General features: G+C 71.5%; 17 protein-coding genes. 15 read left to right on the top strand and 2 right to left on the bottom strand.

Annotated elements, in window-relative coordinates:
• The first annotated feature begins 105 nt into the window (after positions 1-105).
• From mltG to BUQ68_RS10155, 5 genes are all read left to right on the top strand, one after another.
• Positions 106-1,374 (top strand): endolytic transglycosylase MltG, encoded by a 1,269-nt coding sequence (gene mltG, locus BUQ68_RS10135; RefSeq protein ID WP_083656461.1) that lies wholly within the window; start codon positions 106-108, stop codon positions 1,372-1,374.
• A gap of 172 nt (positions 1,375-1,546) precedes the next feature.
• Positions 1,547-2,782, top strand: a complete 1,236-nt coding sequence (locus tag BUQ68_RS10140) for an ABC transporter substrate-binding protein (RefSeq protein ID WP_075215861.1) — start codon at positions 1,547-1,549, stop codon at positions 2,780-2,782.
• 10 nt (positions 2,783-2,792) lie between these two features.
• Positions 2,793-3,659: an ABC transporter permease gene (locus BUQ68_RS10145; RefSeq protein ID WP_075215862.1), complete on the top strand. Its 867-nt coding sequence runs from the start codon at positions 2,793-2,795 to the stop codon at positions 3,657-3,659.
• Entirely contained in the window at positions 3,656-4,522 is an 867-nt protein-coding gene (locus tag BUQ68_RS10150) for an ABC transporter permease (RefSeq protein ID WP_210215616.1), read from the top strand. Before BUQ68_RS10145 ends, BUQ68_RS10150 begins: the two co-directional genes overlap by 4 nt.
• Positions 4,519-5,571 carry an ABC transporter ATP-binding protein gene (locus BUQ68_RS10155; RefSeq protein WP_075215863.1) on the top strand — a complete coding sequence of 351 codons (1,053 nt, stop codon included), beginning with the start codon at positions 4,519-4,521 and terminating at the stop codon, positions 5,569-5,571. The genes BUQ68_RS10150 and BUQ68_RS10155 overlap by 4 nt, the downstream gene beginning before the upstream one ends.
• On the opposite strand, the gene BUQ68_RS10160 is transcribed toward BUQ68_RS10155, so the two are convergent.
• Positions 5,561-6,361: a TrmH family RNA methyltransferase gene (locus BUQ68_RS10160; protein WP_075215864.1), complete on the bottom strand. Its 801-nt coding sequence runs from the start codon at positions 6,359-6,361 to the stop codon at positions 5,561-5,563. The two genes, BUQ68_RS10155 and BUQ68_RS10160, sit on opposite strands and share 11 nt — an antisense overlap.
• 150 nt (positions 6,362-6,511) lie before the next feature.
• Here BUQ68_RS10160 and BUQ68_RS10165 point away from each other — a divergent pair, with 150 nt between their 5' ends.
• Positions 6,512-6,874: a DUF423 domain-containing protein gene (locus BUQ68_RS10165; protein WP_075215865.1), complete on the top strand. Its 363-nt coding sequence runs from the start codon at positions 6,512-6,514 to the stop codon at positions 6,872-6,874.
• 28 nt (positions 6,875-6,902) lie between these two features.
• On the opposite strand, the gene phaC is transcribed toward BUQ68_RS10165, so the two are convergent.
• Positions 6,903-8,720, bottom strand: a complete 1,818-nt coding sequence (gene phaC, locus BUQ68_RS10170; RefSeq protein WP_075215866.1) for a class I poly(R)-hydroxyalkanoic acid synthase — start codon at positions 8,718-8,720, stop codon at positions 6,903-6,905.
• Positions 8,721-8,957: 237 nt separating this feature from the next.
• Between phaC and BUQ68_RS10175 the strand changes: the two genes are divergently transcribed.
• The 9 genes from BUQ68_RS10175 to BUQ68_RS10215 all read left to right on the top strand — a co-directional run bounded on the left by BUQ68_RS10175 (position 8,958) and on the right by BUQ68_RS10215 (position 26,204).
• Entirely contained in the window at positions 8,958-9,368 is a 411-nt protein-coding gene (locus BUQ68_RS10175; protein WP_075215867.1) for a hypothetical protein, read from the top strand.
• Positions 9,369-9,530: 162 nt separating this feature from the next.
• Positions 9,531-10,757, top strand: a complete 1,227-nt coding sequence (locus BUQ68_RS10180) for an LL-diaminopimelate aminotransferase (RefSeq protein ID WP_075215868.1) — start codon at positions 9,531-9,533, stop codon at positions 10,755-10,757.
• A 422-nt stretch (positions 10,758-11,179) separates the two neighbouring features.
• Positions 11,180-12,514, top strand: coding sequence for a homoserine dehydrogenase (locus BUQ68_RS10185; RefSeq protein ID WP_075215869.1), 1,335 nt, complete (start codon positions 11,180-11,182; stop codon positions 12,512-12,514).
• 246 nt (positions 12,515-12,760) lie between these two features.
• Positions 12,761-14,413: a methyl-accepting chemotaxis protein gene (locus BUQ68_RS10190; protein ID WP_210215617.1), complete on the top strand. Its 1,653-nt coding sequence runs from the start codon at positions 12,761-12,763 to the stop codon at positions 14,411-14,413.
• 500 nt (positions 14,414-14,913) lie between these two features.
• Positions 14,914-15,903: a class II fructose-bisphosphatase gene (gene glpX / locus BUQ68_RS10195; protein WP_075216111.1), complete on the top strand. Its 990-nt coding sequence runs from the start codon at positions 14,914-14,916 to the stop codon at positions 15,901-15,903.
• 73 nt (positions 15,904-15,976) lie between these two features.
• Entirely contained in the window at positions 15,977-17,821 is a 1,845-nt protein-coding gene (gene recJ / locus BUQ68_RS10200) for a single-stranded-DNA-specific exonuclease RecJ (protein WP_075215871.1), read from the top strand.
• A 34-nt stretch (positions 17,822-17,855) separates the two neighbouring features.
• Positions 17,856-18,887 carry an Ldh family oxidoreductase gene (locus tag BUQ68_RS10205; protein ID WP_075215872.1) on the top strand — a complete coding sequence of 344 codons (1,032 nt, stop codon included), beginning with the start codon at positions 17,856-17,858 and terminating at the stop codon, positions 18,885-18,887.
• 123 nt (positions 18,888-19,010) lie between these two features.
• Positions 19,011-24,497 carry an alpha-2-macroglobulin family protein gene (locus BUQ68_RS10210; protein WP_210215618.1) on the top strand — a complete coding sequence of 1,829 codons (5,487 nt, stop codon included), beginning with the start codon at positions 19,011-19,013 and terminating at the stop codon, positions 24,495-24,497.
• 519 nt (positions 24,498-25,016) lie between these two features.
• Positions 25,017-26,204, top strand: a complete 1,188-nt coding sequence (locus BUQ68_RS10215) for a urate hydroxylase PuuD (RefSeq protein WP_075215873.1) — start codon at positions 25,017-25,019, stop codon at positions 26,202-26,204.
• The last annotated feature ends 215 nt before the right edge of the window (positions 26,205-26,419 follow it).

The raw sequence follows: 26,419 nt of genomic DNA on the forward strand, positions 1-26,419 counted from the left end.
GGCCATTTCGCCATGAGGGGTCGATAGCCTCGACCGGATGTTGACGATCGCGGCGGTGCGCGGGGGCCGCGCGCAGCGACAAGGACGGATCGGAACCGGACGGCCATGGACGACACTGCGCAGCACGGCCTGCAGACCGAGAGACCGGATCCGGCGGCCAGCTCCAGCCGGATCAACCCGCGGAGCCCCCGCGAGGCGATCACGCCGGAGCCGGCCCCCGCGCCGCCGCCGCGCTCGGAAACCGTGCGCAACCCGGTGGTGGTGGCGCTGAACGCGCTCCTGACCATCCTGGTGCTGATCGCCCTCGGCATCGGCGGTCTGCTCTACTGGGGCAAGTCGGAGTTCGACGCGCCCGGCCCGCTCACCGCCGAGAAGGCCGTGCTGGTGCCGAGCGGGTCCGGCCTGCAGTCGATCGCCGACACGCTGGAGCGGGAAGGCGTGATCGCCGACCGCTACGTTTTCATGGGCGGCATCTCGGCCTACCGGCAGACGGCCCGACTGAAGGCCGGCGAATACGCCTTCCTGCCCGGCATGAGCATGCGCGACGTGATGGACCTGCTCGTCTCCGGACGGGCCATCCTGCACACGGTGACGGTGCCGGAGGGGCTGACCTCCCGGCAGATCGTGGAGCGCCTGCGCGGCCACAGCATGCTCACCGGCGAGGTCGACCAGATCCCGCCGGAAGGCTCGCTGCTGCCGGAGACCTACAAGTTCAGCCGCGGCACCACGCGCCAGCAGATCCTCGCCCAGATGCAGGCGGCGCACGAGCGGGCGCTCGCCGAAGTGTGGGAGAGCCGCCGGCCGGACCTGCCGATCGAGACGCCGCAGGAGCTGGTGACGCTCGCCTCCATCGTGGAAAAGGAGACCGGCCGGGCCGACGAGCGGCCGCGGGTCGCCTCGGTCTTCATCAACCGGCTGCGCGCCAACATGCGCCTGCAGTCGGACCCGACCATCATCTACGGCATCGTCGGCGGCGAGGGCACGCTTGGGCGGGCGATCCGGCGCTCCGACATCGACGCGCGGACGGCGTACAATACCTACCAGATCAACGGCCTGCCGCCCGGCCCGATCGCCAACCCGGGTCGCGCCGCCTTGGAGGCGGTGGCGACGCCGTCGACGACGAACGATCTCTACTTCGTGGCCGACGGCACCGGCGGGCACGTGTTCGCCACCAACCTCGCCGACCACAACCGCAACGTGGCCGCCTGGCGGGCGATCGAGCGGAGCCGCGGCACGGAGACCGACACGGCGACGCCGGAGCCCGCATCGGCCACCGCCGCCGAGCCGGCGGGCGATCCGCTCGATCTCCTCGACGGTGCGCCGCGGCGCGACCCGAACGCGCCGGTGCTGCCGACGCCGCGGCCCGAGACCTGAGCGGACCCGCGAGATCCTGACCGGCTGCGGCCGCCTCAAGGTCCGGCCGGCGGCGGGCTTCACGGCGCCATCTCGCGGTCTTGACCGGGCACCCCCTCGCTCCGGGGCGCCGGCTGTTGCATCGTCGGATCCTTTTCTGCCCACCCGGCGCGAACCGTCTGGAGCCCCTGCCATGCCGATCCGTTTCCTGCTGTCGACCGGCCTCGTCGCGGCGGCCCTCGCGGCGCCGGCCGCGGCCGAGACCGTCTCGCTGCCGGACGCGGCGCTCACGTCCGCGCCGTTCGAGACGATCACGGCGGCGGCGCGCGGGCAGACGGTGAACTTTTTCCTCTGGGGCGGCGACGACCGGATCAACGCCTATGTGGCGGGCCCACTCGCCGCAACGCTGAAGGACCGCTACGGCATCACGCTCAACCGCATCGGCGTCGCCGACACGGCCGAGGTGGTGAACCAGGTGCTCTCCGAGAAGGAGGCGGGCATCGATGCGGGCGGCGCGGTGGACCTCGTCTGGATCAACGGCGAGAATTTCCGCACGCTGAAGTCCGGCGGGCTCCTCCTCTGCGGCTACGCGGAAGGGCTGCCCAACGCCCGCCACGTGGACTGGACCGACCCGTCGATCGCCAACGATTTCGGTACCCCGGTGGAGGGCTGCGAGGTGCCGTGGAGCCGGGCGCAGTTCGCCATGGCCTACGACAGCGCCCGCACGCCGGAGCCGCCCGCCACCCTGGCGGCCTTCCTCGCCTGGGTGAAGGCGAATCCCGGCCGCTTCACCTACGCGGCGCCGCCGGACTTCAACGGCAGCGCCTTCATCCGCCACGTGTTCATGTACGCGGCCGGCGGACCGGAGGCGCTCGGCGGGCCGTTCGATCAGGCCCGGTTCGACGCGGTCGCCGAAAAGGCGTTCGGGATCCTCACCGATCTGGAGCCCTTCCTCTGGCGCGAGGGCGCCACCTACCCGACCGATATCGCCCAGCTGAACGCGCTCTTTGCCAACAGCGAGGTGGACTTCACCTTCAACTACGAGCCGACCGTATTCGGCGCGGGCGTGGAGGACGGCCGCTTTCCGCCGACCACCCGCTCGTTCGCCTTCGACGACGGCACGCTCGCCAACACCAGCTATGTGGCGATCCCGTTCAACGCGGCCCACAAGGCGGCGGCGCTGGTGGTGGCCAATCACCTGATCTCGCCGGAGGAGCAGCTGCGCAAGGCCGATCCGGCCGTGTGGGGCATGGCCACGGCGCTCGACCTCGACACGCTTCCCCCTGATGCGGCCGAAGCCTTCCGTGCCCTGCCGCGCCATCCGGCAGTGATCGACGGCGAGGCGCTCGCCGACCGGGCCATGCCGGAGCTCTCCGCCGACTGGCTCGACGCCATCGAGGCCGGCTGGCTCAGGACCGTGGGTCGCTGAGACCGCGCCGATGACCGAGCGCGCCCGCCTCGTTCTGATGCTCGCCCCGACCGTGGCGCTCCTCGCCGGGCTCTTCCTCGGCGGGCTGGCGCTGGCGGCGCTGCGGACGGTCGGCATCGTGCCGCTCGCCGGCCGGTTCGATCCGACCGCGGAGCCCTGGGCGCGGGCGCTCGGCGCGCCCGACGTGCTCGCCTCCATCGGGGTCACGCTCTGGATCGCCAGCGCCGCGACGCTGGTGGCGACCGTCCTCGGCCTCGCGGCGGCGCTGCTTCTGCGGCGGGCCGGGGGAGGGCGGCTGATGACCCTCCTCGTCCAGTTCAACCTGACGGTGCCGCACGTTGTGACGGCGGTCGGCCTCCTCTGGCTCCTCGGCCAATCGGGCTGGATCGCGCGGATCGGCCACGGGGCCGGGCTCATCGACCGGCCCGCGGATTTTCCGGTGCTGGTCGCCGACCCGGCCTTCGTCGCCGTCATCCTCGCCTATGTGGCCAAGGAGGTGCCGTTCGTCGCCGTGGTGACGCTCGCCATGCTGGCGGCGGTCGGGACCGGGCCGGCGGAGACCGCCCGCTCGCTCGGCGCCAGCCGCTGGCAGGCGTTCCGCCACGTGACGTGGCCGCTGATCCGGCCGGGCGTGCTCGCGGCCGCCACGGTGGTGTTCGCCTTCGTGCTCGGCACCTACGAGGTGCCGGCCGTGCTGGGACCGAGCCACCCGAAGGCGCTGCCGGTGCTCGCCTACCAGATGTTCACCTCCAACGACCTCGCCGACCGGCCGGCGGCCATCGCCCTGTCGCTGGTGGCGGCGGCGATCGGCGTCGCCTGCCTGATGGCGGTGCGACGGCTGATGTCGGGCCTGCCGACGCTGAAGGTGGCCCGGTGAGCGCCGTCGACCTCGCGGCGACCAAGCCCGCGGACGTCGCCGCGCGGACCGGCCGGACCGGTATCCGCGCGCGGACGGCCCGGATCGCGACCGGCGCGCTGATCGCGCTCTTGCTGCTGCCCTTCGTGCCGGTGCTGCTCTGGTCGGTGACGCGCGGCTGGTTCTACCCGGCCATCCTGCCGCCGGCGCTCGATCTGGCGGCCTGGGGCGTGGTCGGTTCGCCGGAGTCGGGCATACCGGCGGCGGTCCTTCGCTCCGTCGGGATCGCGCTCGGCGCCACCGTGCTTTCCATGCTGATCGGCGTGCCGGCGGGACGGGCGCTCGGGCTCCACGCCTTTCCGGGCAGGCGATGGGTGGAGGCGCTGGTGCTGGCGCCCTTGGTGGTGCCGCCACTCGCCGTCGCCATGGGGCTCCACGCGGTGTTCCTCCGCCTCGGCCTCGCCGGCACGGCGACGGGCGTGATGATCGTCCACCTGATCCCGACGCTGCCCTATGTGGTGCTGGTCTCCGCCAGCGTGTTCTCCCGCTTCGACCCGCGCGTGGAGGACCAGGCGCGCACCCTCGGCGCCAGCCGCCTGCAGGTGCTGCGCCACGTGACGGTACCCATGCTGGCGCCGGGGCTCGCGGTCGCGGCCCTCTTCGCCTTCCTGGTGTCATGGAGCCAGTACGGCCTGACGCTCCTCGTCGGCGGCGGGCAGGTGCCCACCATGCCGCTGATCCTCAACCAGTATGTGACGGCGGGCCGCTCCGACGTGGCGGCCGCCATCGCGCTCCTCACCGTGCTGCCGGGGCTCGTCGCCCTCGTGCTCTCCGCGCGCATCCTCGCCCGCGCGAGCCGCCGCGACGGGGAGGGCGGGCGATGACGGACGTGGTGCTGGAAGGCCTGACGAAGACCTATGCGGGCGCCTCCGCCGCTGCCGTTGCGGCGGTCGACCTCGTGCTCGCGTCCGGCACGCTGACGACGCTGGTCGGCCCGTCCGGCTGCGGAAAGTCCACGGTGCTGAAGCTGATCGCCGGCCTCCTGCCGCCAAGCGCCGGACGCGTGCTGATCGGCGGCCGGTCAATGGCCGACGTCCCGCCGGAGCGGCGCGGGGCGGTGCTCATGGGCCAGGACCACGGGCTCTTCCCGCACATGACCGTTGAGGCCAACGTGGGCTTCGGCCTGCGCATGCGCGGGGTGGACCCGGCCGCGATCCGCCGCCGGGCCGGCGAGATGCTGGACCTCGTCCGCCTGTCCGGCTTCGAAACCAGGCGCCCGTCCGCGCTCTCCGGCGGGCAGGCGCAGCGGGTGGCGCTCGCCCGTGCGCTGGTGGTGGACCCGGCGGTGCTCCTTCTCGACGAGCCGCTGTCGGACCTCGACCCGGAGCTCCGGCTGGAGATGCGCGACCTGATCCGGTCGGCCCAGCGGGCGACCGGCATCACCACCCTCTTCGTCACCCACGACCGGGAGGAGGCGGTCGCCGTCGCCGACCGGACGGCGGTGATGCTGGCGGGACGCATCGCCCAGCAGGGGCGCCCCGACGCCGTGTTCGAGCGCCCGGCGACCCGCGCGGTCGCGGCCTTCTTCGGCATCGGCAACATCCTCGACGCGCGCTTCGACGGCCGCACGGCCGTGACGGCGCTCGGGTGCCTCGCGCTTGCGGCGGACCCGCCGCCGGGCGCCGACGCCGTGGTGATCCGGCCCGAGCGGATCGGCGTCGCGGCGGAGGGCGCGGCGGCCTCGGGCGGCAACCGGTGCGCGGCGACCGTGGTCGATCTCGGCTACCGGGGCACGCACGTCGTCGCGACCTTCCGGGCGGACCCCGTCACCCTGACGGCGGCGATCTCATCCCCGATCGCGGCGGGTCTCCAGCCCGGCGACCGGGTGCGGCTGCATCTGCCGGCGGAGGCGCTGCACCCCGTCACCGATTGAGCCGCCGGGTCAGTTCGTAGAGCGCGATGCCGGCGGTCACCGCCACGTTCAAGCTGTCGAAGCCGCCCGCCATGTCGATGCGCACGGTCTCGGTCTCGGCCAGCACTGCGTCCGGCAGGCCGGGACCCTCGGTGCCGAGCACCAACGCCGGCCGGAGAGCCGGGTCGAGCGCGTGCAAGGGGTGTGTGCCGCGCGGCGAGAGGCCGATCGGCGTGTAGCCGTGCGCCCGCAACAGGCGGACGAGTGCGAGGCCGTCGTCGACGCGGGCGAACGGCACCCGGAGCACGCCGCCGACCGACACCCGCACGGCCTTGCGGTAGAGGGGGTCGCAGGCGCTCCGGTCGATCAGCACGGCGCCGGCCCCGAAGGCGGCGGCGTTGCGGAAGAGCCCGCCCATGTTGTCGTGGTTGGCGATGCCGACGGCCCCGACCACCACCGCCGGCCGGTCCGCGAGCAGCGATTCGGCGCTCGCCGCCAGCCCCCGCTCGGCGACCGCGATGACGCCCCGGTGGATGGGAAAGCCGACGATCTGGTCCATCACCGCCTGGGTGGCCACGTGCACCGGCAGGTCCGCATGGCCGGCGAGCAGCGGCGCCACGTCCTTCAGCCGGTTGGCGGCGACGAGCACGGCGCGCGGCCGGTAGAGGTGCGAGCGGACGAGCACGTCGAGCACCGTCTCGCCTTCGGCGACGAAAAGGCCGCCGTGGGTGCCGGCAAGGTCGCGGTCGCGCACGTTCATGAAGGCGGCGACGCGCGGATCCTCCGGATCGTCGACGGGGATCAGGCGCATGCGATGCGCACGGGCGGGCGCCGGCCGGCACGGTCCGGTTCAGGCTGGACAGCCATGGGCCGGCTTGATCTATGCTTGGGGAACGATCCCGCGATCCGATCCGCCTGTGGGCCGGACGGATGCGCGGGGCGAGCCGATGAGCGAGGCGACATGGCGATACTCGACAGGGTGATCCGGGTGGCCGCGGGTCTGGCGGGCGCCGCCGGCGTGGCGGCCTCGGCGGCCGGCTCCCACGCCTTTGCGGGCACCAACCTCGACACCGCCGGCAAGATGCTGCTGATCCATGCCGCGGCGCTCATCGCCTTGTCCATCCCGGCCTTGGGATCCAGCCGCATTCGCCAGATGGCGGCGGTGACGATGATCGTCGGCATCACGCTGTTTTCCGGCGACCTCACGCTCCGCTCCACCGCCGGCCTGCCGCTCTTCCCCATGGCCGCCCCCCTCGGCGGCCTCCTCCTCATCGCCAGCTGGCTCATCGCCGCCCTCTCGGCCGCGGGCGACCACGTGGATTGAGCGTCGCCCGCCGGTCGGCGCGTCGCCCTTACGACGGGATCGCCACGTAGCGGCCCGGGGCGTCCTCGATCGGGTTGAGGCGGCCGCCGCCGATGCGGCGGGCCTTGACGAGCGCGGGCTCCTGCTCCTGGATCCAGGCGTGCCAGTCCGGCCACCACGAGCCGGGCGTCTCCGTGGCGGCGGCGATCCATTTCTCGAGAGTGCCCTCGGCGGGGCCGCCGGTCCAGAACTGGTACTTGTTCCGCGTCGGGTGGTTGATGACGCCGGCGATGTGGCCGGAGCCGGAGAGCACGAACTTGACCGGCCCGCCGAAAAGGCTCGACCCGTAGAAGACGGACTTGGCCGGCGCGATGTGGTCCTCGCGGGTGGCGAGGTTGTAGATCGGGATCTTGACCTTCTTCAGGTCCAGAACCTGCCCGGCGACCTCCATGGTGCCCTTGGCGAGCGTGTTCTCCAGATAGCAGTTGCGCAGGTAGAAGCTGTGGTTTGCCGCCGGCATGCGGGTGCTGTCGGAGTTCCAGAACAGGAGGTCGAACGGGAAGGGCTCCTTGCCGCGCATGTAGTTGTTGACGAAATAGGGCCAGATCAGGTCGTTCGCACGCAGCGAATTGAACGCCGCCGCCATCTTGGAGCCTTCCAGGAAGCCGCGCTCCTTCATGCGCTCCTCCAGGATCTTGATCTGCTCCTCGTCGACGAAGACCTTGAGGTCGCCGGCGTTCTGGAAATCCACCTGGGTGGTGAAGAGGGTGGCGGACTTGATCCGCTCGTCGCCGACGGCCGCCATGTAGGCGAGCGTGACGGCGAGCAGCGTCCCGCCGACGCAGTAGCCGACGGTGTTCACCTCCTTGACGCGGGTCACCTTGTGGATGACGTCCAGCGCCTCAAAGATCCCCTCGCGCATGTAGTGCTCGAAGCTCTTGGCCGCGTGGCGCTCGTCCGGGTTCACCCAGGAGATGACGAAGACCGTGTGGCCCTGGTCCACCGCCCACTTGATGAAGGACTTCTCCGGCGTCAGGTCCAGAATGTAGAACTTGTTGATCCAGGGCGGCACGATGAGGAGCGGGCGCTTCAGCACCTTCTCGGTCGTCGCCTCGTACTGGAGGATCTGGCAGACCTCGTTCTCGTGCACCACCTTGCCAGGCGTGAGGGCGAGATTGGTGCCGACCTTGAACTTGCGGTTGTCCGACTGGCGGATCCGCAGGTCGCCGCCGCCGGCCTTGATGTCCTCCGCCAGCATGCGCATGCCGCGGGCGAGGTTCTCGCCGTTCGACGTCAGCGTCTCGCGCATCAGCTCCGGATTGGTCAGCACGTAGTTGGACGGGCTGAGCGCGGCGGAGATCTGCTTGACGTAGAAGTCGGCCTTGTGGCGCGTGTGCTCGTCGAGGCCCGAGGCCTCCTCCACCAGGCCCTGCGCCCAGCGGGTGGAGATCAGATAGGCCTGCTTCAGGGCGTCGTAGAACTGGTTGTCGCGCCATTCCGGATCGGCGAAGCGCTTGTCACCCGGCTCCGGCTCGGCTACCGGCCGGCTCTCCTCGCCCATGGCCTTGCGCATGGACTGGGACCAGAGGTCCATGTAGCTGCTGGCGAGGCGCGTCTGCGCCTCCAGATAGCGCTGGGGATCGCGGGTCCACCAGTCGCCCACCTTGGCGAGGGTCTTGGTGACCTCGGTCAGCTCGTCGGCGAGGGTCGGCTTCACCGTGCCCTTCTCGCGCGGCTCCACATAGGCGGCCGCGGCCTTGCCGAAGCTTTCCACGATGGTCGCCAGGTTGTGCGCGAAGGCCTCCGGATTGTTGATGATGTAGTTGAGAAGTGGCCCTCCTCCCGAGGTCTTCTCCTTGTCGGTCATCGGCTCGTTCCCCGGGCTCTCGGATCCAACGGCCATGTTAGAGACGCTTCCGGCGGTTTGACAGGGATTTCGGTGTCTGGTGGCATTGAACCTTATGGGATGAACCGCATGTGAAGTCCGTCGTTAACGCAGCCGTTACCATGACGGACCGACACTCCGGTGGCAGATTGGCCGGCGATGTCGGCCCGTGGCCGGAAGGCGGAAGGCTGGACGGCTGAAGGAAGGACAAAGCGAGCCATGACGGCTTCCCTCAACGCGGCGCCCGCCGCCCGGCCCTCCGGCCTTCGCACCCGCGTCGCCATGTCGATCGCGGCGGCGCTCCTGCTCGCGGCCTGCGGCGGCGGCCCTTCGGACTATGTGGAGACCGCCGCGCCCGTGGCCGAGCCGGCCGGTTCCTCGGTGCCGCTGCGCACCGCCGCCCAGCAGGACGCGCTGGAGCGGGATCTGGCGAACGCCGGGTCGGCGCAGGCCTCTGCCGGCAACCGCGCCGACGCCAGCCTGCCGTCCGCCATGGCGCTCGCCATCATCCGCCAGCAGCAGAACGAGGAGGCGCGCAAGCTCCTCGACGAGACGAGCGGCGGCGTCGCCCCGGCCGCGTCCCCGTGCGATCCGAGCCAGGTGGTCTGCCCGGCGACGCCGACGCCTTGAGGCGCCCGGCCAGGCTGCCGACGGGCCTTGCGGCCGTTATGACGCGACCGGTCGCGAAGTTCGGGTTTCTCAGCGACCGGCGAACAGTGCTAGAAGCATAACCCCCCGGTTCGCGGAGCCGGGTCAGTCCGGCCGCCGGGACGGCCCTTCGGGACAGAAGCCATGAGCAACGACGAGTTCCACAAGATCAAGCGCCTTCCCCCCTACGTCTTCGAGCAGGTGAACCGCCTGAAGGCGAGCGCGCGGGCAGCAGGCGCAGACATCGTGGACCTCGGCATGGGCAACCCCGACCTGCCGACGCCCAAGCACATCGTCGACAAGATGATCGAGACGGTGCAGCGCCCCGACACCCACGGCTATTCGGCCTCGCGCGGCATCGCGGGCCTGCGCAAGGCCCAGGCCGCCTACTACGATCGGCGCTTCGGGGTGAAGCTCGATCCGAACACCCAGGTTGTGGCGACGCTCGGCTCCAAGGAGGGCTTCGCCAACATGGCCCAGGCGATCACCGCGCCGGGCGACGTGGTGCTGTGCCCCAACCCGAGCTATCCGATCCACGCCTTCGGCTTCCTGATGGTCGGCGGCGTGATCCGCTCCATCCCGGTGACGCCGGGGCCGGAGTTCTTCCACGCGCTGGAGCGGGCGGTGATCCACTCGATCCCCAAGCCCATCGCCATGGTGCTCTGCTATCCGTCGAACCCGACCGCCGAGGTGGTGGAGCTCGACTTCTACCGCGACGTGATCGCGTTCGCGCGCAAGCACGGCGTGTTCGTGCTCTCCGACCTTGCCTATTCGGAGATCTATTTCGACGGCGTGCCGCCGCCCTCCCTCCTGCAGGTGCCGAACGCCATGGAGGTCGCCGTCGAGTTCACCTCCATGTCGAAGACCTTCTCCATGGCCGGCTGGCGCATGGGCTTCGCGGTCGGCAACGAGCGGCTGATCTCGGCGCTCTCGCGGGTGAAGAGCTACCTCGACTACGGCGCCTTCACGCCGATCCAGGTGGCCGCCGCCGCGGCGCTCAACGCGCCCGACAGCGACAAGCACATCGACGAGGTGCGCCAGACCTACAAGCGCCGCCGCGACGTGATGGTAGAAAGCTTCGGCCGCGCCGGCTGGACCATCCCGTCGCCGCGCGCGTCCATGTTCGCCTGGGCGCCGCTGCCGGACAAGTTCAAGGCCCTCGGCAGCCTGGAGTTCGCCAAGCTCCTGATCGAGAAGGCCGACGTCGCCGTCGCGCCCGGCATCGGCTTCGGCGAGCACGGCGACGACTACGTGCGCCTCGCCCTTGTGGAGAACGAACAGCGCATCCGCCAGGCCGCCCGCAACATCCGCAAGTTCATGGACGGCGCGGACGAGACCTTGCACAACGTGATCACGCTGAAGCGGGCTTAAGGGAAGGGGCGGGGGGTTCCTCGATCCATCCGCCACGCCCGTCATGTTCCGCGCAGGCGGACCACCCACGCCTGTGTGCGGTCGGCAGGCGGAATGCGTGGATGGTCCGGCAGAACCGGACCATGACGAGCGCGGGACAGGGATGGCAGGCGGATCTGCCGCCGTCATCCCGGCGAACGCCGGGATCCAACCGTCCGCCGTGCATCCACTCCGTCGAGACCGACCTCCCCGACGGTTGGGCCCCGGCGTACGCCGGGGTGACGACCTGGAAGAACGGTCGGTGCTTCGCTCCGAGCGTGGTTTCCTCCCGCCCGCCGCCGCCGTGGCGCTCGCCCGGCCCTTCCCCCTTTGCCTCCGGGGCGCCGACCTGATATCCCCCGCTCCGGTCCCGTGAACCATCTGGAAGGGCGATCAGGCTTCCCATGTCCAATCCGCTCAGGCTCGGCGTCGCCGGGCTCGGCACCGTCGGTGCGTCCGTTCTGAAGATCGTCCGCAACAACGCCGCGGCCCTCGCGGCGCGGGCGGGGCGGCCGGTGGTGGTGACCGCCGTGTCGGCGCGCGATCGCATGCGGGACCGCGGGCTCGACCTCACGGGCATCGCCTGGCACGACGATCCGGCGGCGCTGGCGGCGGATCCTTCCGTCGACGTGGTGCTGGAACTGATCGGCGGCGCGAGCGGCCCGGCCGAGGCGGTGGTGCGCGCGGCGCTCTTTGCCGGCAAGCCGGTGATCACCGCCAACAAGGCACTGCTCGCCCGCCACGGGGTGGAACTCGCCCGGATCGCCGAGGCGAAGGGCGTCGCGCTCGCTTTCGAGGCGGCGGTGGCCGGCGGCATCCCGGTGATCAAGACGCTGAAGGAGAGCCTCTCGGCCAACCACGTGACGCGGGTCTACGGCATCCTCAACGGCACCTGCAACTACATGCTGACCCGGATGGAGACGGAGCAGCTCTCCTACGACGTCTGTCTCGCCGAGGCGCAGCGGCTCGGCTACGCGGAGGCCGACCCGACCTTCGACGTGGAGGGCTACGACACCGCCCACAAGCTGGCGCTCCTGACGAGCCTCGCCTTTGGCGTCGAGGTCGACGCGGATGCCATCTACGTGGAGGGCATCTCGGCCATCACCCCCGCCGACATCGAGGCGGCGGACGAACTCGGCTACCGGATCAAGCTGCTCGGCGTCGCCCGGCGCACCGAGACCGGCATCGAGGCGCGGGTGCACCCGACCATGGTGCCGAAATCCTCCGCCATCGCGCGGGTCGACGGGGTGCTGAACGCGGTCGCCATCGACGGCGACGCGGTGGGCGAGATCGTGCTGGTCGGCCCCGGCGCGGGCGGCGGCCCGACGGCTTCCTCGGTGATCGGCGACGTGGTGGACGTGGCGCGCGGCCACGCGGTGCCGGTGTTCGGCCGTCCGGTGGCGGACCTCGCCCCCTACGAGCGCGCCGCCATCCAGGCGCACGAGGGCGGTTACTACGTGCGCCTCTCGGTCAACGACCGGCCCGGCGCCTTCGCGGCCATCGCGGCCCGCATGGCCGAAAAGGGCATCTCGCTGGAATCGATCGTGCAGCGCCGCCGCGCGCCGCGCTCCGAGGCGCCGCGCCGCGACGGGGCGCACGTGGCCTCGGTGGAGCCGCAGCCGGTGATCCTGATCACCTACGCCACCACGGAGGCGGCGATTCGGGGCGCCCTGGAGGCCATCAGCTCCGACGGCCACATCGCCTCCACGCCGCGCCTGATCCGGATCGAGGAACTCTGAGGGGCGGTCGGGCCGAGCATCGTCCGCGGCGCAATCCCGACGGCCGCATCCAGCGAGGACGCATGGCGACCGCCCGTTCGCCGACCGACCTCCTCGCGAAGACATAGGATTTATACGTACGTGTCTACCCGATCTTAGGACATTGCTGCCAGTGTGGGCCTCGAACGTCGCTGCTATCCAGTGCTACGAGGACCCGTCTCAATGGCCATGTTTGCAAATCTATCCCTGAACCTGAAGGTCGGGTTCATGATCGGAGCGCTCGGCCTCACGGCCCTCGCCGGCGCCGGATACAGCGCATCGCGCATGATGGCGATCGACGGGAGCTACACGGCGCTGCTCGACAGCCAGGTGGTCGCGCTCGGGCATGCCGCCGCGGCCGACCGCGAGCTTTCGAACGTGATGGCCAGTCTCTATCGCAATGCCGCGGCGACCGCCGAGGCGGATGTCGCCGAGGCGAATGCCGCCCGGCAGGCGGCGGAGCGCGCCGTGGCCGAACGGATCCAGAGCGCCGCCGCCGCCAATGCGCCGACGGCCCAGACGCTGACCGGCATCAGCACCGCGCTCGGCGGCGCGATCGCTGGCGTCTGCGCCGAGCCGATCCGCATGGCGCAGTCCACCGATCCGGCGGTCAACGCCCGTGCGCTCAACGCCATCACGTCGCTATGCTACCCGGCTATCGCCGATATCCAGGGAAAGCTTGGCGCGATCGTCGATGAGCTTCAGACGGCCGTGGCCGCCCAGAGCGTCGACAACACCCGGGCGACCCAGTCCGCCACCGTCGTGTCGCTGACCGGCATCGTCGTATCGATCGCCCTGGTGATCGCCGGGGCGGTTCTCGTCATGCGCGCCACCGTGTCCCGGCCGCTCGGCGATCTGTTCGCCCGGATGACGGAGATGCAGGAGGGCCACCTGGACGTGCGCGTCAAGAACACCGACCGGCGCGACGAAGTGGGCCGGCTCGCCATCGGCCTCGCCGCCTTCCGCGACAGCCTCGTCGCCGCCCGCGACGCCGACAGGCGCCAGCGCGAGGAGCAGGCCGCCGAGGAGGCCCGCGTGCGCCGGCGCGCCGAACTTGCCGAACAGTTCGTTTCGGAAATGAGCGCGCTCTCCACCGGCGTCGGCCGTTCGTCCGGCGCCCTGGCGGACGCCGCCCGCAACCTCTCGGCGACGGCGGAGGAGACCTCCCGGCAGGCGCAGGCCGTGGCCGGCGCCGCGGAGGAGGCCTCCGCCAACGTGCAGACGGCCGCGGCCGGCACGGAGGAATTGGCCGCGTCGATCCAGGAGATCTCCTCCCAGGTCGCCCGGTCGTCCGAGGTCGCCGAGTCCGCCGCCCGCGAGGCGGACGTCACCACCAATCGGGTGCAGGAGCTCTCCCAGTCCGCCCAGCAGATCGGCGAAGTGGTGGAGATGATCAGCAACATCGCCGCCCAGACTAACCTTCTCGCCCTCAACGCCACCATCGAGGCGGCGCGGGCCGGTGAGGCCGGCCGAGGCTTCGCCGTGGTGGCCGCGGAGGTCAAGGAACTCGCCAACCAGACCGCCAAGGCGACCGAGGAGATCGGCCGCAAGATCACCGACATCCAGTCCGCCACCAGCGGCACGGTGGAGAGCATCGCCCGGATCGTGACCACGATCGGCACCATCCAGGCGTCGTCCCAGGCGATCGCCGGCGCGGTGCAGCAGCAGGGCGCGGCGACCGACGAGATCGCCGCCAACACCCAGAGGGCGGCGGAAGGCGCCGCGGACGTGACCGGCAACGTGACCGGCGTCGGCACCGCGGCGGAGATGACCGGCGCGGCCTCCACCAAGCTGATGGCGCTCTCCGACGAACTGAACGGCCAGGCGAGCCAGCTGAACCAGGCGGTGAACCGCTTCGTAGACGGCCTGCGCGCCGCCTGATCGGACCTCGGCGGTCCGCCGCGAACCACACCGGCTCCGGTCACCTTCGGGCAACCTGGAGTCGGTACGCGTTGGGGCGGACTGATGCGGAACCGGTCGCATATCAAAGGATCCGTTCCGTTGAAGCCCGCACCATCTTGCTGCGACACGGAAAAAACGACCGCATTGCGCTCCTGCGACCGTGTGATGACGGTCGACAACCGGCGGACCGTCATTCGATTCGCCGGAATCGGTGAAATCAACACCGTTCCGACTGACGTTCCTCGTTCGGATCGCGGTTGATACTGAGTATTTCTTTGTTTTCCGAATTTAGGCTATTCGAAGACGAGCCTTTTTATGGATCGCGCGCCGATGCGTACCTGGGTTACACATGCCCTGGAGGACTGCACGAGGATCTCGACATGACCAAACTTCTCCGCCCGTCCGCCGCCGCCGCGGTGGTTCACCCGCCGGTCGGATCGCTGATCAAGGGGCCGACGGTGCGGGCCGAGGAGGGGTTCATGTCGCCGAAGCCGGGCAGCACGCTCGATCGCATCCTGACGCTGGAACTGGTGCGGGTGACCGAGCGCGCCGCCGTGGCCGCCGCGCGCCTGCGCGGCCGGGGCGACGAGGTGGCGGCCGACCAGGCGGCGGTCGACGCCATGCGGCGCGAACTGAACCGCCTGCCCGTCACCGGCACGGTGGTGATCGGCGAGGGCGAGCGCGACGAGGCGCCGATGCTGTTCATCGGCGAGGAGGTCGGCAACGGCAAGGGCCCGAAGGTGGACATCGCTCTCGACCCCCTGGAGGGCACGACCATCTGCGCCAAGAACCTGCCGAACTCCCTGGCGGTGATCGCCATCGCGGAGCACGGCGGGCTCTTGAACGCGCCGGACGTCTACATGGACAAGATCGCCATCGGCCCGGGCTATCCGGCCGGCATCGTGGACCTCGATGCCACCCCGGCGGAGAACATCCACGCCGTCGCCGCCGCCAAGGGCGTGCCGGTGGGCGAGGTCACCGCCTGCATCCTCGACCGGCCGCGCCATGCCCGCCTGATCGAGGCCGTGCGCGCCACCGGTGCCGCCATCCGGCTGATCGGCGACGGCGACGTGGCGGGCGTCATCCACACCACCGACCCGGACGAGACCGGCATCGACATCTATCTCGGCATCGGCGGCGCGCCCGAGGGCGTGCTGGCGGCCGCGGCCCTGCGCTGCATCGGCGGCCAGATGCAGGGCCGGCTCGTCATCAACCGCGACGACCAGATCCAGCGGGCCAACCGCATGGGCATCCGCGACGTGCGCAAGAAATACGCGCTCTCGGACATGGCCAAGGGCGACGTGCTCTTCTCCGCCACCGGCGTCACCGACGGCAACATGCTCTCCGGCGTCAAGTTCGCCCGCGGCGACCGGATTGAGACCCACACGGTGGTGATGCGCTCCTCCACCGGCACGGTGCGGTGGATCAAGGCGAGCCACACGGACATGTCGAAGTTCGAAAGCCGCTGACCGGGATACCGGGGCCGGGGATGGCGCCGGCCCGGGGGCTCGCGCGGGCGGGTCCTGGTCGCTATGATTCACCATGACCATTCGAATCGCGTCCGACAGCCTGTCTTTCGACGCCGGGGCGGTGCGCCCGGTGCTCGGCGTTTCCGCCTCCTGCCAGTCGCGGGTGTGGACCGACCGCGTCGGCGAGGCGCGGGCGCCGATGGTGCAGGCGATCGCCCAGCGGTATGGGCTGCCGGAGGTGGTGGCACGGGTGCTCGTGGGGCGGCAGGTGTCGCCGGACGAGGCGGCCGCCTACCTGGACCCGAGCCTCAAGACCCTGATGCCGGACCCGTCCGTGCTCCGCGACATGGACGCCGCCGCCGAGCGGGTGGCGGACGCGGTGGAGCGCGGCGAACGGATCGCGCTCTTCGGCGACTATGACGTGGACGGCGCCACCGCCTCGGCCCTCTTCGGCCGCTTCCTCCGGCACCAGCGGCTCGACCCGGCCGTCTACATCCCGGACCGGTTGGTGGACGGCTACGGGCCGAACCCGCGCGCCGTGCAGGACCTCGCGAGCGGCGGCGCGACGCTGCTGGTGACGCTCGACTGCGGCACGCAGAGCTTCGAGGCGTTCGCGGCGGCGCGGGCCGTCGGCCTCGACGTGGTGACCTTCGACCACCACCAGAGCGGCGTGGAGCTGCCGCCGGTGCGGGCGCTCGTGAACCCCAACCGGCAGGACGACCTCTCCGGCCTCGGCCACTTGGCGGCGGTGGGCGTCAGCTTCCTCGGCGTGGTGGCGGTGAACCGCGAGCTGCGGCGGCGTGGCTGGTACGCGCGCGGCGGGCTGAAGGAGCCGGATCTTCTCGGCCTCCTCGACCTGGTGGCGCTCGGCACCGTGTGTGATGTGGTCCCGCTCCTCGGGCTCAACCGCGCCTTCGTGGTCAAGGGCCTGCAGGTGATGCGCGCGCGCGCCAACCGGGGCCTCGCGGCGCTCGCCGACGTGGTGAAGCTCTCCGGGCCGCCGACCTGCTACCACCTCGGCTATTTGATCGGGCCGCGCATCAACGCCGGCGGCCGGATCGGCGACAGCGGCCTCGGCGCGCGCCTCTTGATGGGCGACGACAGCGTGGAGGCGGGCCGCATGGCGGTGGAGCTCGACCGCCTCAACCGGGAGCGCCAGCAGCTGGAATCGGAGGCCCTGGACGCCGCCGAGGCCATGGTGACGGCCGCGCTGGTGACCGAGGCGCCCGCCGTCCTGGTGGCCTCGTCCGCCGACTGGCATCCGGGCATCGTCGGGCTCGTGGCGGCGCGGCTGAAGGAGCGGCACAACCGGCCGGCCTTCGCCATGGCGCTGAAGGGCGACGGCACGGCGACCGGCTCCGGCCGGTCCATTCCCGGCGTCGACATCGGAGCCATGGTGCGGGCGGCGGTGGACGCCGGGTTGCTGCAGAAAGGGGGAGGGCACGCCATGGCGGCGGGCCTCACCCTGGACGCGCGGCGCATCGATGCCTTCCGGGCCTTCGCCGAGGAGGCCCTCAAGACCGGCGTCACCAGCGCCCGCGCCGTCGACGCCCTGCCGGTGGACGGCGTGGTGACGGCGGGCGGCGCCACGGTGTCGCTGGTGGAGACGCTGGAGCGGGCAGGGCCCTTCGGCGCCGGCCAGCCGGACCCGGTGTTCGTGCTGCCGGCGCACCGCGTCGCCTACGCGGAGGTCATCGGCAACGGCCACGTGCGGGTCTCGCTCGCCGCGTCGGACGGCACCAAGATCAAGGGCATGGCCTTCCGGGCCGCCGGCCAGCCGCTCGGCGATTTCCTGACCGGCGCCCGCGACCGGCCGGTCCACGTGGCCGGCGTCCTCGGCCTCGACCACTGGCACGGCGAGCCGCGCGTTCAGCTGCGCGTGCTCGACGCCGCCGACCCGACCCGCGCGCGGCCCTGATCCTTCCCCTTCTCCTCCTGACGCGAGGGCCTGCATGACCGCCGCCACCCCGGCCGCTTCCGGCCGCCTCCTCTCCGTCGACGCGGCGCGCGCCTTCGCGATCGACACCCTGGCGCGGGCCGGCACGGCGCCCGCCGCCGCCGCGAGCACCGCGGAGGCGCTGATCGGCGCGGAACTCGCCGGCTTGAAGAGCCACGGGCTCGTGCGGCTGGAGAGCTACGCGGCGCAGGTGCTCACCGGCAAGGTGGACGGGCAGGCGCTGCCGGTCTGCCGCGAGGCGGCGCCGGCGGTGATCACCGTGGACGCCGCCACCGGCTTCTCCTATCCGGCGATCGACATGGCCGTCGCCCGCCTGCCGGGGCTCGCCCGCACGGAGGGCGTCGCGGCCGCTGGCATCCGCCGGGCGCACCACGCGGGCGCGATCGGCATCCACGTGGAGCGGCTGGCGAACGAGGGCCTCGTCGCCCTGATGGTGGCGAACGCGCCGGCCTGCATCGCGCCCTTCGGCGGGTCGAAGGCGGTGTTCGGCACCAATCCGATCGCCATCGCGTGTCCCCGGCCGGACGGCGCGCCCATCGTGGTCGACCTCTCGGTCGCCAAGGTGGCGCGCGGCAACATCCTCGCCGCCGCCCAGCGCGGCGAGCCCATCCCGGAGGGCTGGGCCGTGGACGCGGACGGACGGCCGACCACGGACGCGCGCGCCGCGCTCGCCGGCACCATGCTACCGGCCGGCGATGCCAAGGGCACCGCGCTGGCGCTCCTCGTGGAAATCCTCTGCGCGCTCGCCGGCGGCCGGCTCGCCACCGACCAGTCGAGCCTCTTCGACGGGGAGGGGCCGGCGCCGGAGATCGGCCACCTGATGCTCGCCATCGACCCGGCGCCCTTCGGCACCGGCTTCGCCGAGCGAATCGCCGCCCTTGCGGCCTCCATCGAGACGCAGCCCGGCGCCCGCCTGCCCGGATCGCGCCGCCGCACTGCCCGGGAAACGGCGCTCCGCGACGGGATCCTGGTGCCGGCGACCCTCGACCAGGCGCTCGCCCGGCTGCTCGGATCCGACGCCCGCTGACCCTTAACGGCGTTGTCGCATTACGAAGTTTGCGTGTCTCATCCGTCCGGTGGCTTGTGGCCGTTCGCGGGCGGTGCTTACTCTCCCCCAAACGGCGCGTCGGCGCCGGCAGGGGGAAGTCGCATGTCGTCCATGGTTCGGAACGCCGCCCGCACGGCCGGAGCGGTCCTCGTCGTCCTCTCGGCGCTGATCCATCCGTCCGGCGCCGCCGAACGACGCGCCATCGTGACCGAGAACGCGGACTATTTCGGCCGCGACTACCAGACCCTGAAGGAGATCGCGCCGGAAGCCTGCGAGGCCTCCTGCGTCGCCGACGACCAGTGCCGCGCCTTCACCTACAACGTGAAGGCCCGCTGGTGCTTCCTCAAGGCGGAGTTCGGCGATCTCCGCCAGACGCCCGGCGCCATCTCCGGCCGGATCGTCACCGGCGCCGTGCCGACGCCCGAACTGGAGGCCGAACGGCTCGCCGACCTCGCTTTCCTCGACAGCGGCTTCGTCGACGCCGCCCGCCGGCAGGTGGGCCAGGTCGAGGCGAGCAACGAGGAAGGCTCCATCGACTTCCTGGTGGCGCGCGCCGAGAACGCCGCCATCAACGGCGCGCCGCTCCTGGTCTTCTCGTCCTACTACGGCGCGCTGAAGCTGGCGCCGGAGCGGTTCGACATCTGGGACGCCCTCTCGTCCGCCGCCCAGTCGGTGCAGACCAACGAGTGGCAGCTGCGCCAGACCGCCCAGGAGACCGCCACCTCGGCCGCGATCAACGCCTATCTGAAGTCGCTCGACGACGGCGAGCGGGTGCGCGCGCTGGCGCTCCTCAGCGATTCCTTCGCCGCCCGCGAACTCTGGCGCCCCGCCATCAAGGCCATGCGGCTCGCCGTCTCCATCGGCGCCGACGACGCGCTGACGGCGCAGCTCGACCAGCTCGTGGCCCAATACGGCTTCCGGGTGGTGGAGAACACCGTCGACACGCGCTCCTCCGACCCGCGGATCTGCATCGCCTTCTCCGAGGCGATCGCCCGGGCGGCGCCGGACCTCTCCGACTTCGTCTCCGTGGAAGGCCGCGAGACCCTCGCCGTGGAGGCGGACGACCAGCAGATCTGCATCAGCGGCGTCGACTATGGCGAGCGCTACCGGGTGACCGTGCGCCAGGGCTTCCCGGCGGAGGACCCGGAGGAAAGTCTCGCCCGGCCGGTGACCATCGAGGCCTACGTGCGCGACCGCGACCCGCAGGTGCGCTTCCTCGGCAAGGCCTACGTGCTGCCGAAGGGCGGCGACGCCACCATCCCGGTCGCCACCGTCAACGTCGACACCGTCGACGCGACGGTCGTGCGCATCGGCGACCGCGGCCTCGTGCAGGCGATCGGGGAGGGCACCTTCCTGCGCCAGCTCGGCAGCTGGGAGGCCACCGACATCGCCGACCGGCGCGGCGAGGCCGTGTGGTCGGGCTCCATCCTGGTCAAGCGCGACATCAACCGCGAGGTGACGACCGCCATCCCGGTCGGCGAGGTGGTGAAGGACCTGAAGCCGGGCGTCTATGCCATGACGGCGACGGCCCGCAATCAGGCCGACACCTGGGGCGAGCAGGCGACCCAGTGGTTCATCGTCACCGACCTCGGCCTCTCCACCCTCTCGGGCAACGACGGCCTGCACGCTGTGGTGCGCTCGCTCTCCACCGCCGGGGCGGTGACGGGCGCGAAGCTCCGGCTCGTCGCCCTCAACGACGAGGTGCTCGGCACCGTGGAGACCGACGCGGACGGCTACGGCCGGTTCGACGCCGGCCTCATCCGCGGCACCGGCGGCAACAGCCCGGCGCTCCTGGTGGCCGAGACCGTCGCGGGCGACTACGCCTTCCTGGACCTCACCAAGGCGGCCTTCGACCTCACCGACCGGGGCGTGGAGGGTCGCGCCCCGCCGAAGCCCGTGGACGTGTTCATGACCGCCGAGCGCGGCGTCTACCGGCCGGGCGAGACCGTGCACGTGACGACGCTCGCCCGCGACCCGAAGGCCGTGGCGGTGGACGACGTGCCGCTGACGCTGGTGGTGTCGCGCCCCGACGGCGTGGAATTCTCCCGCACGCTCGCCGCCGACGAGGGCGCCGGCGGCCGCGACAGCCTGTTCCCGCTGCCGGACGGCGCCATGCGCGGCACCTGGCGCGTCGCCGCCTTCGCCGACCCGGAGGCGTCGTCGCTCGCCGAGACCACCTTCCTGGTGGAGGACTTCCAGCCGGAGCGGATCGACTTCACGCTTGAAAGCGAAGCGGAGGTGCTGGAGCCCGGCGTCGACGCGGAGGCGACGCTGACGGCCGAATGGCTCTACGGCGCCCCTGCGGGCGGCCTTGCCATCGAGGGCGAGGTCTATGTGACGCGCGCCCCCGGCCTGCCGTCCGCGCCCGGCTACAGCTTCGGCCTCGCCGACGAGGCCTTCGAACCGGCCGCCGAGCCGGTGGCCGCGGAGCCGACCGCGGAGGACGGCAGCGCGGTGGTGAGCCTCGCCCTGCCGGAGCTCGCCGACAGCACCGTGCCCTTGCAGGCGGCGGTGCACGTGCGCGTGCTCGACACCAACGGCCGCCCGGTGGAGCGCAAGCTCTCCCTGCCGGTCTCCAACGGCTACGCGCGGCTCGGCATCGACCCGCAGTTCGACGGCGCGGTGGAGGAGGGCGGCAACGCGGCCTTCGCCATCATCGCCGTCGACGCGGACGGCGAACGGATCGCCGCCGAGGGCCTGACCTACGTGCTCGACAAGGTGGAGACCGCCTTCCAGTGGTACAATTCCGGCGGCAGCTGGTCCTATGACGCGGTGAAGTCGCGCAGCCGCGTGGCCAACGGCACCGTCGCGGTGACGGCGGACGCCCCGGCCCGCATCGAGGCGCCCGTGACCTGGGGCGAGTACGAGCTGACCGTGGAGGATCCGACCGGCGAGGCGCTGCCGGTGTCCGTCACCTTCGAGGCGGGCTGGTACGTTGCCCCGACCGCGCAGGCGACGCCGGATCTCTTGAAGGTCTCGCTCGACAAGCCGGCCTATGCGGTTGGCGAGACCGTGAAGGCCCGCCTGGAGGCGCGCTTTCCGGGCGTCGCCGTCGTCACCGTGGTGGACGACCGGCTGATCGCCCTGAAGACCGTGGAGGTGCCGGAAGGCGGCACCGTGGTCGACCTGCCGGTGACCGCCGACTGGGGGCCGGGCGCCTACGTGGCCGCCACCCTCATCCGGCCCATGGACATCGAGGCCCGGCGCATGCCGACGCGGGCCCTCGGCCTGCAGTGGGCGGGCGTCGACCCGGGCGACCGGCTGCTCGACGTCTCCGTCACCCTCCCGTCCGAGCAGAAGCCCCGCACCGCCCTGCCGGTTGAGGTTACGGTCGCCAACGCCAAGGCGGGCACGCCCGCCTATGTGACGATCGCCGCGGTGGACCTCGGCATCCTCAACCTCACGTCCTTCGCGCCGCCCGCGCCGGAGGGCTGGTACTATGGCCAGCGCGCCCTCGGCATCGAGATGCGCGACCTCTACGGCCAGCTCATCGACCGCATGGCCGGCACCCGCGGGGAGGTGCGCTCCGGCGGCGACGGCACGGGCCTGTCGCGCCTGGAGGGGACGCCGCCGACCGAGCAGCTGGTGTCCTTCTTTCAAGGGGTGACCCAGGTCGACGCCAACGGCAAGGTGCGCGTCGAATTCGACCTGCCGGACTTCAACGGTACCGTGCGGGTGATGGCGATCGCCTGGTCCGCCGACGCGGTGGGCCACGGCTCCGCCGACGTCGTGGTGCGCGATCCGGTGGTCGTGCAGGCCGCCCTGCCGAACTTCCTCGCGCCCGGCGACCGCTCGCGCCTGAAGCTCGACTTCACCCACCTGACCGGGCCTTCCGGCGATTTCGGCCTCTCCGTCCAGGTCGCCGGCGACCTTGTGGCGATCGACCCGGCCCTTGCATCCCACACGCTCGCCCTTGGCGACAAGGGCAAGGCGGAGGTGCTGATCCCGATCGAGGGTCTTGCCGTCGGCGACGAAACCCTCTCGGTGTCGCTGACGACGCCCGGCGGCGACGTTCTGACCAAGACACTGACCGTGCCCGTGCGCGCCAACGAGCCGCCGGTGCTTCGCCTGTCGGACGTGACGCTGCCGGCAGGATCCGGCCGGCTGGACTTCTCCGCCGATCTCCTCTCCGACTTCGTGCCGGGCACCGGCGAGGCCACCGTGACGGTGGGCGGGCTCTCCGGCATCGACCTGCCGGGGCTCGTCGCCTCGCTCGACCGCTACCCCTATGGCTGCGCCGAGCAGATCACCAGCCGCGCGCTGCCACTCGTCTACCTGGACGACGTGGTGCTGGCGGCCGGGCTCGGCGGCGAGACGCCGGTGCGCGACCGGGTGGCGAAGGCGGTGGAGCAGGTGCTGGTCAACCAGGCCTCCAACGGCTCGTTCGGCCTCTGGGGTCCGGGCTCCGGCGATCTCTGGCTCGACGCCTACGTGACCGACTTCCTCACCCGCGCCAAGGAGAAGGGCATCGCCGTGCCGGCGATTCCGTTCGAACTGGCGGTGACCAACCTGAAGAACCGGGTGGCCTACACGCCCGAGGTGACGGACGGCGGCGAGGACCTCGCCTATGCGCTCTACGTGCTGGCGCGGAACGGCCGGGCCACCATCGGGGACCTGCGCTACTTCGCCGAGACCAAGCTCGACGCCTTCGCGACCCCGCTCGCCAAGGCGCAGCTCGGCGCGGCGCTCGCCCTCTACGGCGATGGTCCCCGCGCCGGGACGGTGTTCCAGGCGGCGACGGCCGACCTTTCGGCCCGCATGGACACGCGCGGCTGGCGGCGCGACTACGGCTCCGACCTTCGCGACGGCGCCGCCATGCTGACGCTCGCCTCCGAGACCAAGGTGCCGGCGTTCGACATCGCGGCGCTCGGCCGGGACGTGGGCACGCTCGCCCGCGCCTCCAGCCACCGGAGCACGCAGGAGGAGGCCTGGATGCTGCTTGCCGCCAACGCGCTCCTCAACGAGGGCCGGCGGCCGGTGGTGACGGTCAACGGCAGCCGCCACGAGGGCGTGCTGACCGCCCGCTACACGGATGCGGATCTCGCCAACGGGCCGGTGGCGATCGAGAACACGGCCGACGCGCCGGTCGACGCCCGCGTCACCCTCAAGGGCGTGCCGGTGACGCCGGAGCCGGCCGGCGGCAACGGCTATGCGATCACCCGCAAGGCCTACGACCTGGAAGGCAACGAGGTGGACATCGCCACGCTCGAACTCGGCGCCCGGGTTGTGGTGGTGCTGACGGTGACCTCCACCGAATCGGTCGCCGCCCGGCTGGTGGTGGACGACCCGCTGCCGGCGGGCCTTGCCATCGACAACCCGAGCCTCCTCGCCGGCGGCGACGTGGCCGCCCTCGGCTGGGTGCCCCTGGTGCCGAACGCCGCCCGCACGGAGTTCCGCGCCGACCGCTTCGTCGCCGCGCTCGACCAGTCCGGCGGCGGCGCGACGGAGTTCGCGCTCGCCTACATGGCCCGCGCCGTCGCCCCCGGCACCTTCACCCACCCGGCCGCCACCGTCATGGACATGTACCGCCCGGAGAAGCAGGCCCGCACCGACGCCGGCCAGGTGGAGGTGATCGGCCCGCTGGAGTGAGGAGGGGGTGTCGGGGTTCGGTGGCGGTGGTCGGCGTTCCCGCCCACCTCGATCGTCATGGTCCGCGAAGGCGGACCACCCACGCTTTTCTCCCGCTCCCCGCACCATGCGTGGGTGGTCCGGCTGAACCGGACCATGACGAGGGAGGCCGGCGGTGACGGGCGACTACCCCGCCTCATCCTTCCCCGTCATCCCGGCGAACGCCGGGATCCAACCGTCCGACCCGCCAGCCCCGCCGTCCGCGATCATCCCGCACCACCTGCGAAGTCCGCCCCGTCGGCTGGGTCCCGGCATTCGCCGGGATGACGACGCGGGGACGTGAGGGGTTGGCGCGCACCCGCCTCCGCCCCTCCCACGCTCGCGATCGTCATGGTCCGCGCAGGCGGACCACCCACGCATAGCCTTTGGATCGACAATCCCCCACCCGGCATGCCGATTGCTTGCCTCGGCCGCAGGCTGTAGCGTGCCGCGCCGCATCCCTGTCTTCCACCCGGCCGCCATTCCGACCACGGACCCTTCATGACCACTTTTCTTGCCGAATGGGCCAACATCCTGCTGCGTTGGGCTCATCTCGTGGCCGGTATCGGCTGGATCGGGACGTCCTTCTACTTCATCGCCCTCGACCTTCAGCTGAAGAAACGGGCGATCATGAATCCGGGCGTCTACGGCACGGCCTGGGAGGTTCACGGCGGCGGGTTCTACCATGTGGAAAAGTACATGGTCGCGCCGAAGGAGCTGCCGGAAGACCTGATCTGGTACAAGTGGGAGGCCTACCTCACCTTCATCACCGGCTTCGCGCTCCTGACGGTGCAATACTATTTCAACGCGCGCGCCTACCTGATCGAGCCGGACCTCTGGAACGCCCGCCCGGGCGACGCCATCCTGGTGTCCATCGTGTCGCTGGCCGCCGGCTGGTTCATCTACGACCGCCTTCTCTGCCGCACGGCCATCGGCCGCAATCCGACGCTGCTCGCGGTGGCGGTGTTCGCGCTGATCATGCTCTTCTCCTATACCTTCACCCACATCTACTCCGGGCGCGGCGCCTTCATCCATGTGGGCGCCCTCGTCGGCACCATCATGGCGGCGAACGTCTTCGCGGTGATCGTTCCCAACCAGAAGAAGATCGCCGCCAGCCTGATGCGCGGCGAGGATCCGGACCCGGCGCTCGGCGCCATGGGCAAGCAGCGCAGTGTGCACAACAACTACCTGACGCTGCCCGTGCTCCTGATGATGGTGTCCAACCACTATCCGATCCTCACCAACCATCCGCAGAGCTGGATCCTGGTGGCGCTGATCCTGGTGATGGGCGCCATGGCGCGCCACTTCCTCAACCGCCACGAGGCGGGCGACCCGCTGCAGAAGATCTGGTGGACGCTGCCGCTCGCCGCCGGCGGCCTCGCCGTCGCCCTCGTGATGACGGCCCCCGCCGCCCGCGAGGCGACGGTGGACGGCGTCCGGGTGACCGACGCCGACGTGCTCGCCATCACCGCCCGCCACTGCGCCACCTGCCACGCGGAGGCGCCGACCCACGAGGGCTTCGCCGAGGCGCCGAAGGGCGTGATGCTGACCAGCATCGACCAGATCCGCCAGTTCGCCGCGCTGATCGACCAGCAGGCCGTCCAATCCGACGCCATGCCCCTCGGCAACGAGACGGGCATGACGGCCGAGGAGCGCCGTGCGCTTGGGGCATGGATCGCCGCGCGGTAGGCTTGGGGGCGGCACCCACGAGACCCGTCATCCCGGCGAACGCCGGGATCCAACCGTCCGACCAGTCTCTTCGTCGGGTGAAGACCGGGAGCCGCCGCTGGACCCCGGCTTCCGTCGGGGTGACGACCGCAACGGACGCGGCGGGGAGAGCCGCCCCAACCCTCCCGCGCCGCCGAAAAGCCTCGTTTTCATGGCGAAATGGGCGCTGGACGAAG

The organism is Mongoliimonas terrestris (genome assembly GCF_001927285.1).
Lineage (GTDB): Bacteria > Pseudomonadota > Alphaproteobacteria > Rhizobiales > Pleomorphomonadaceae > Chthonobacter > Chthonobacter terrestris.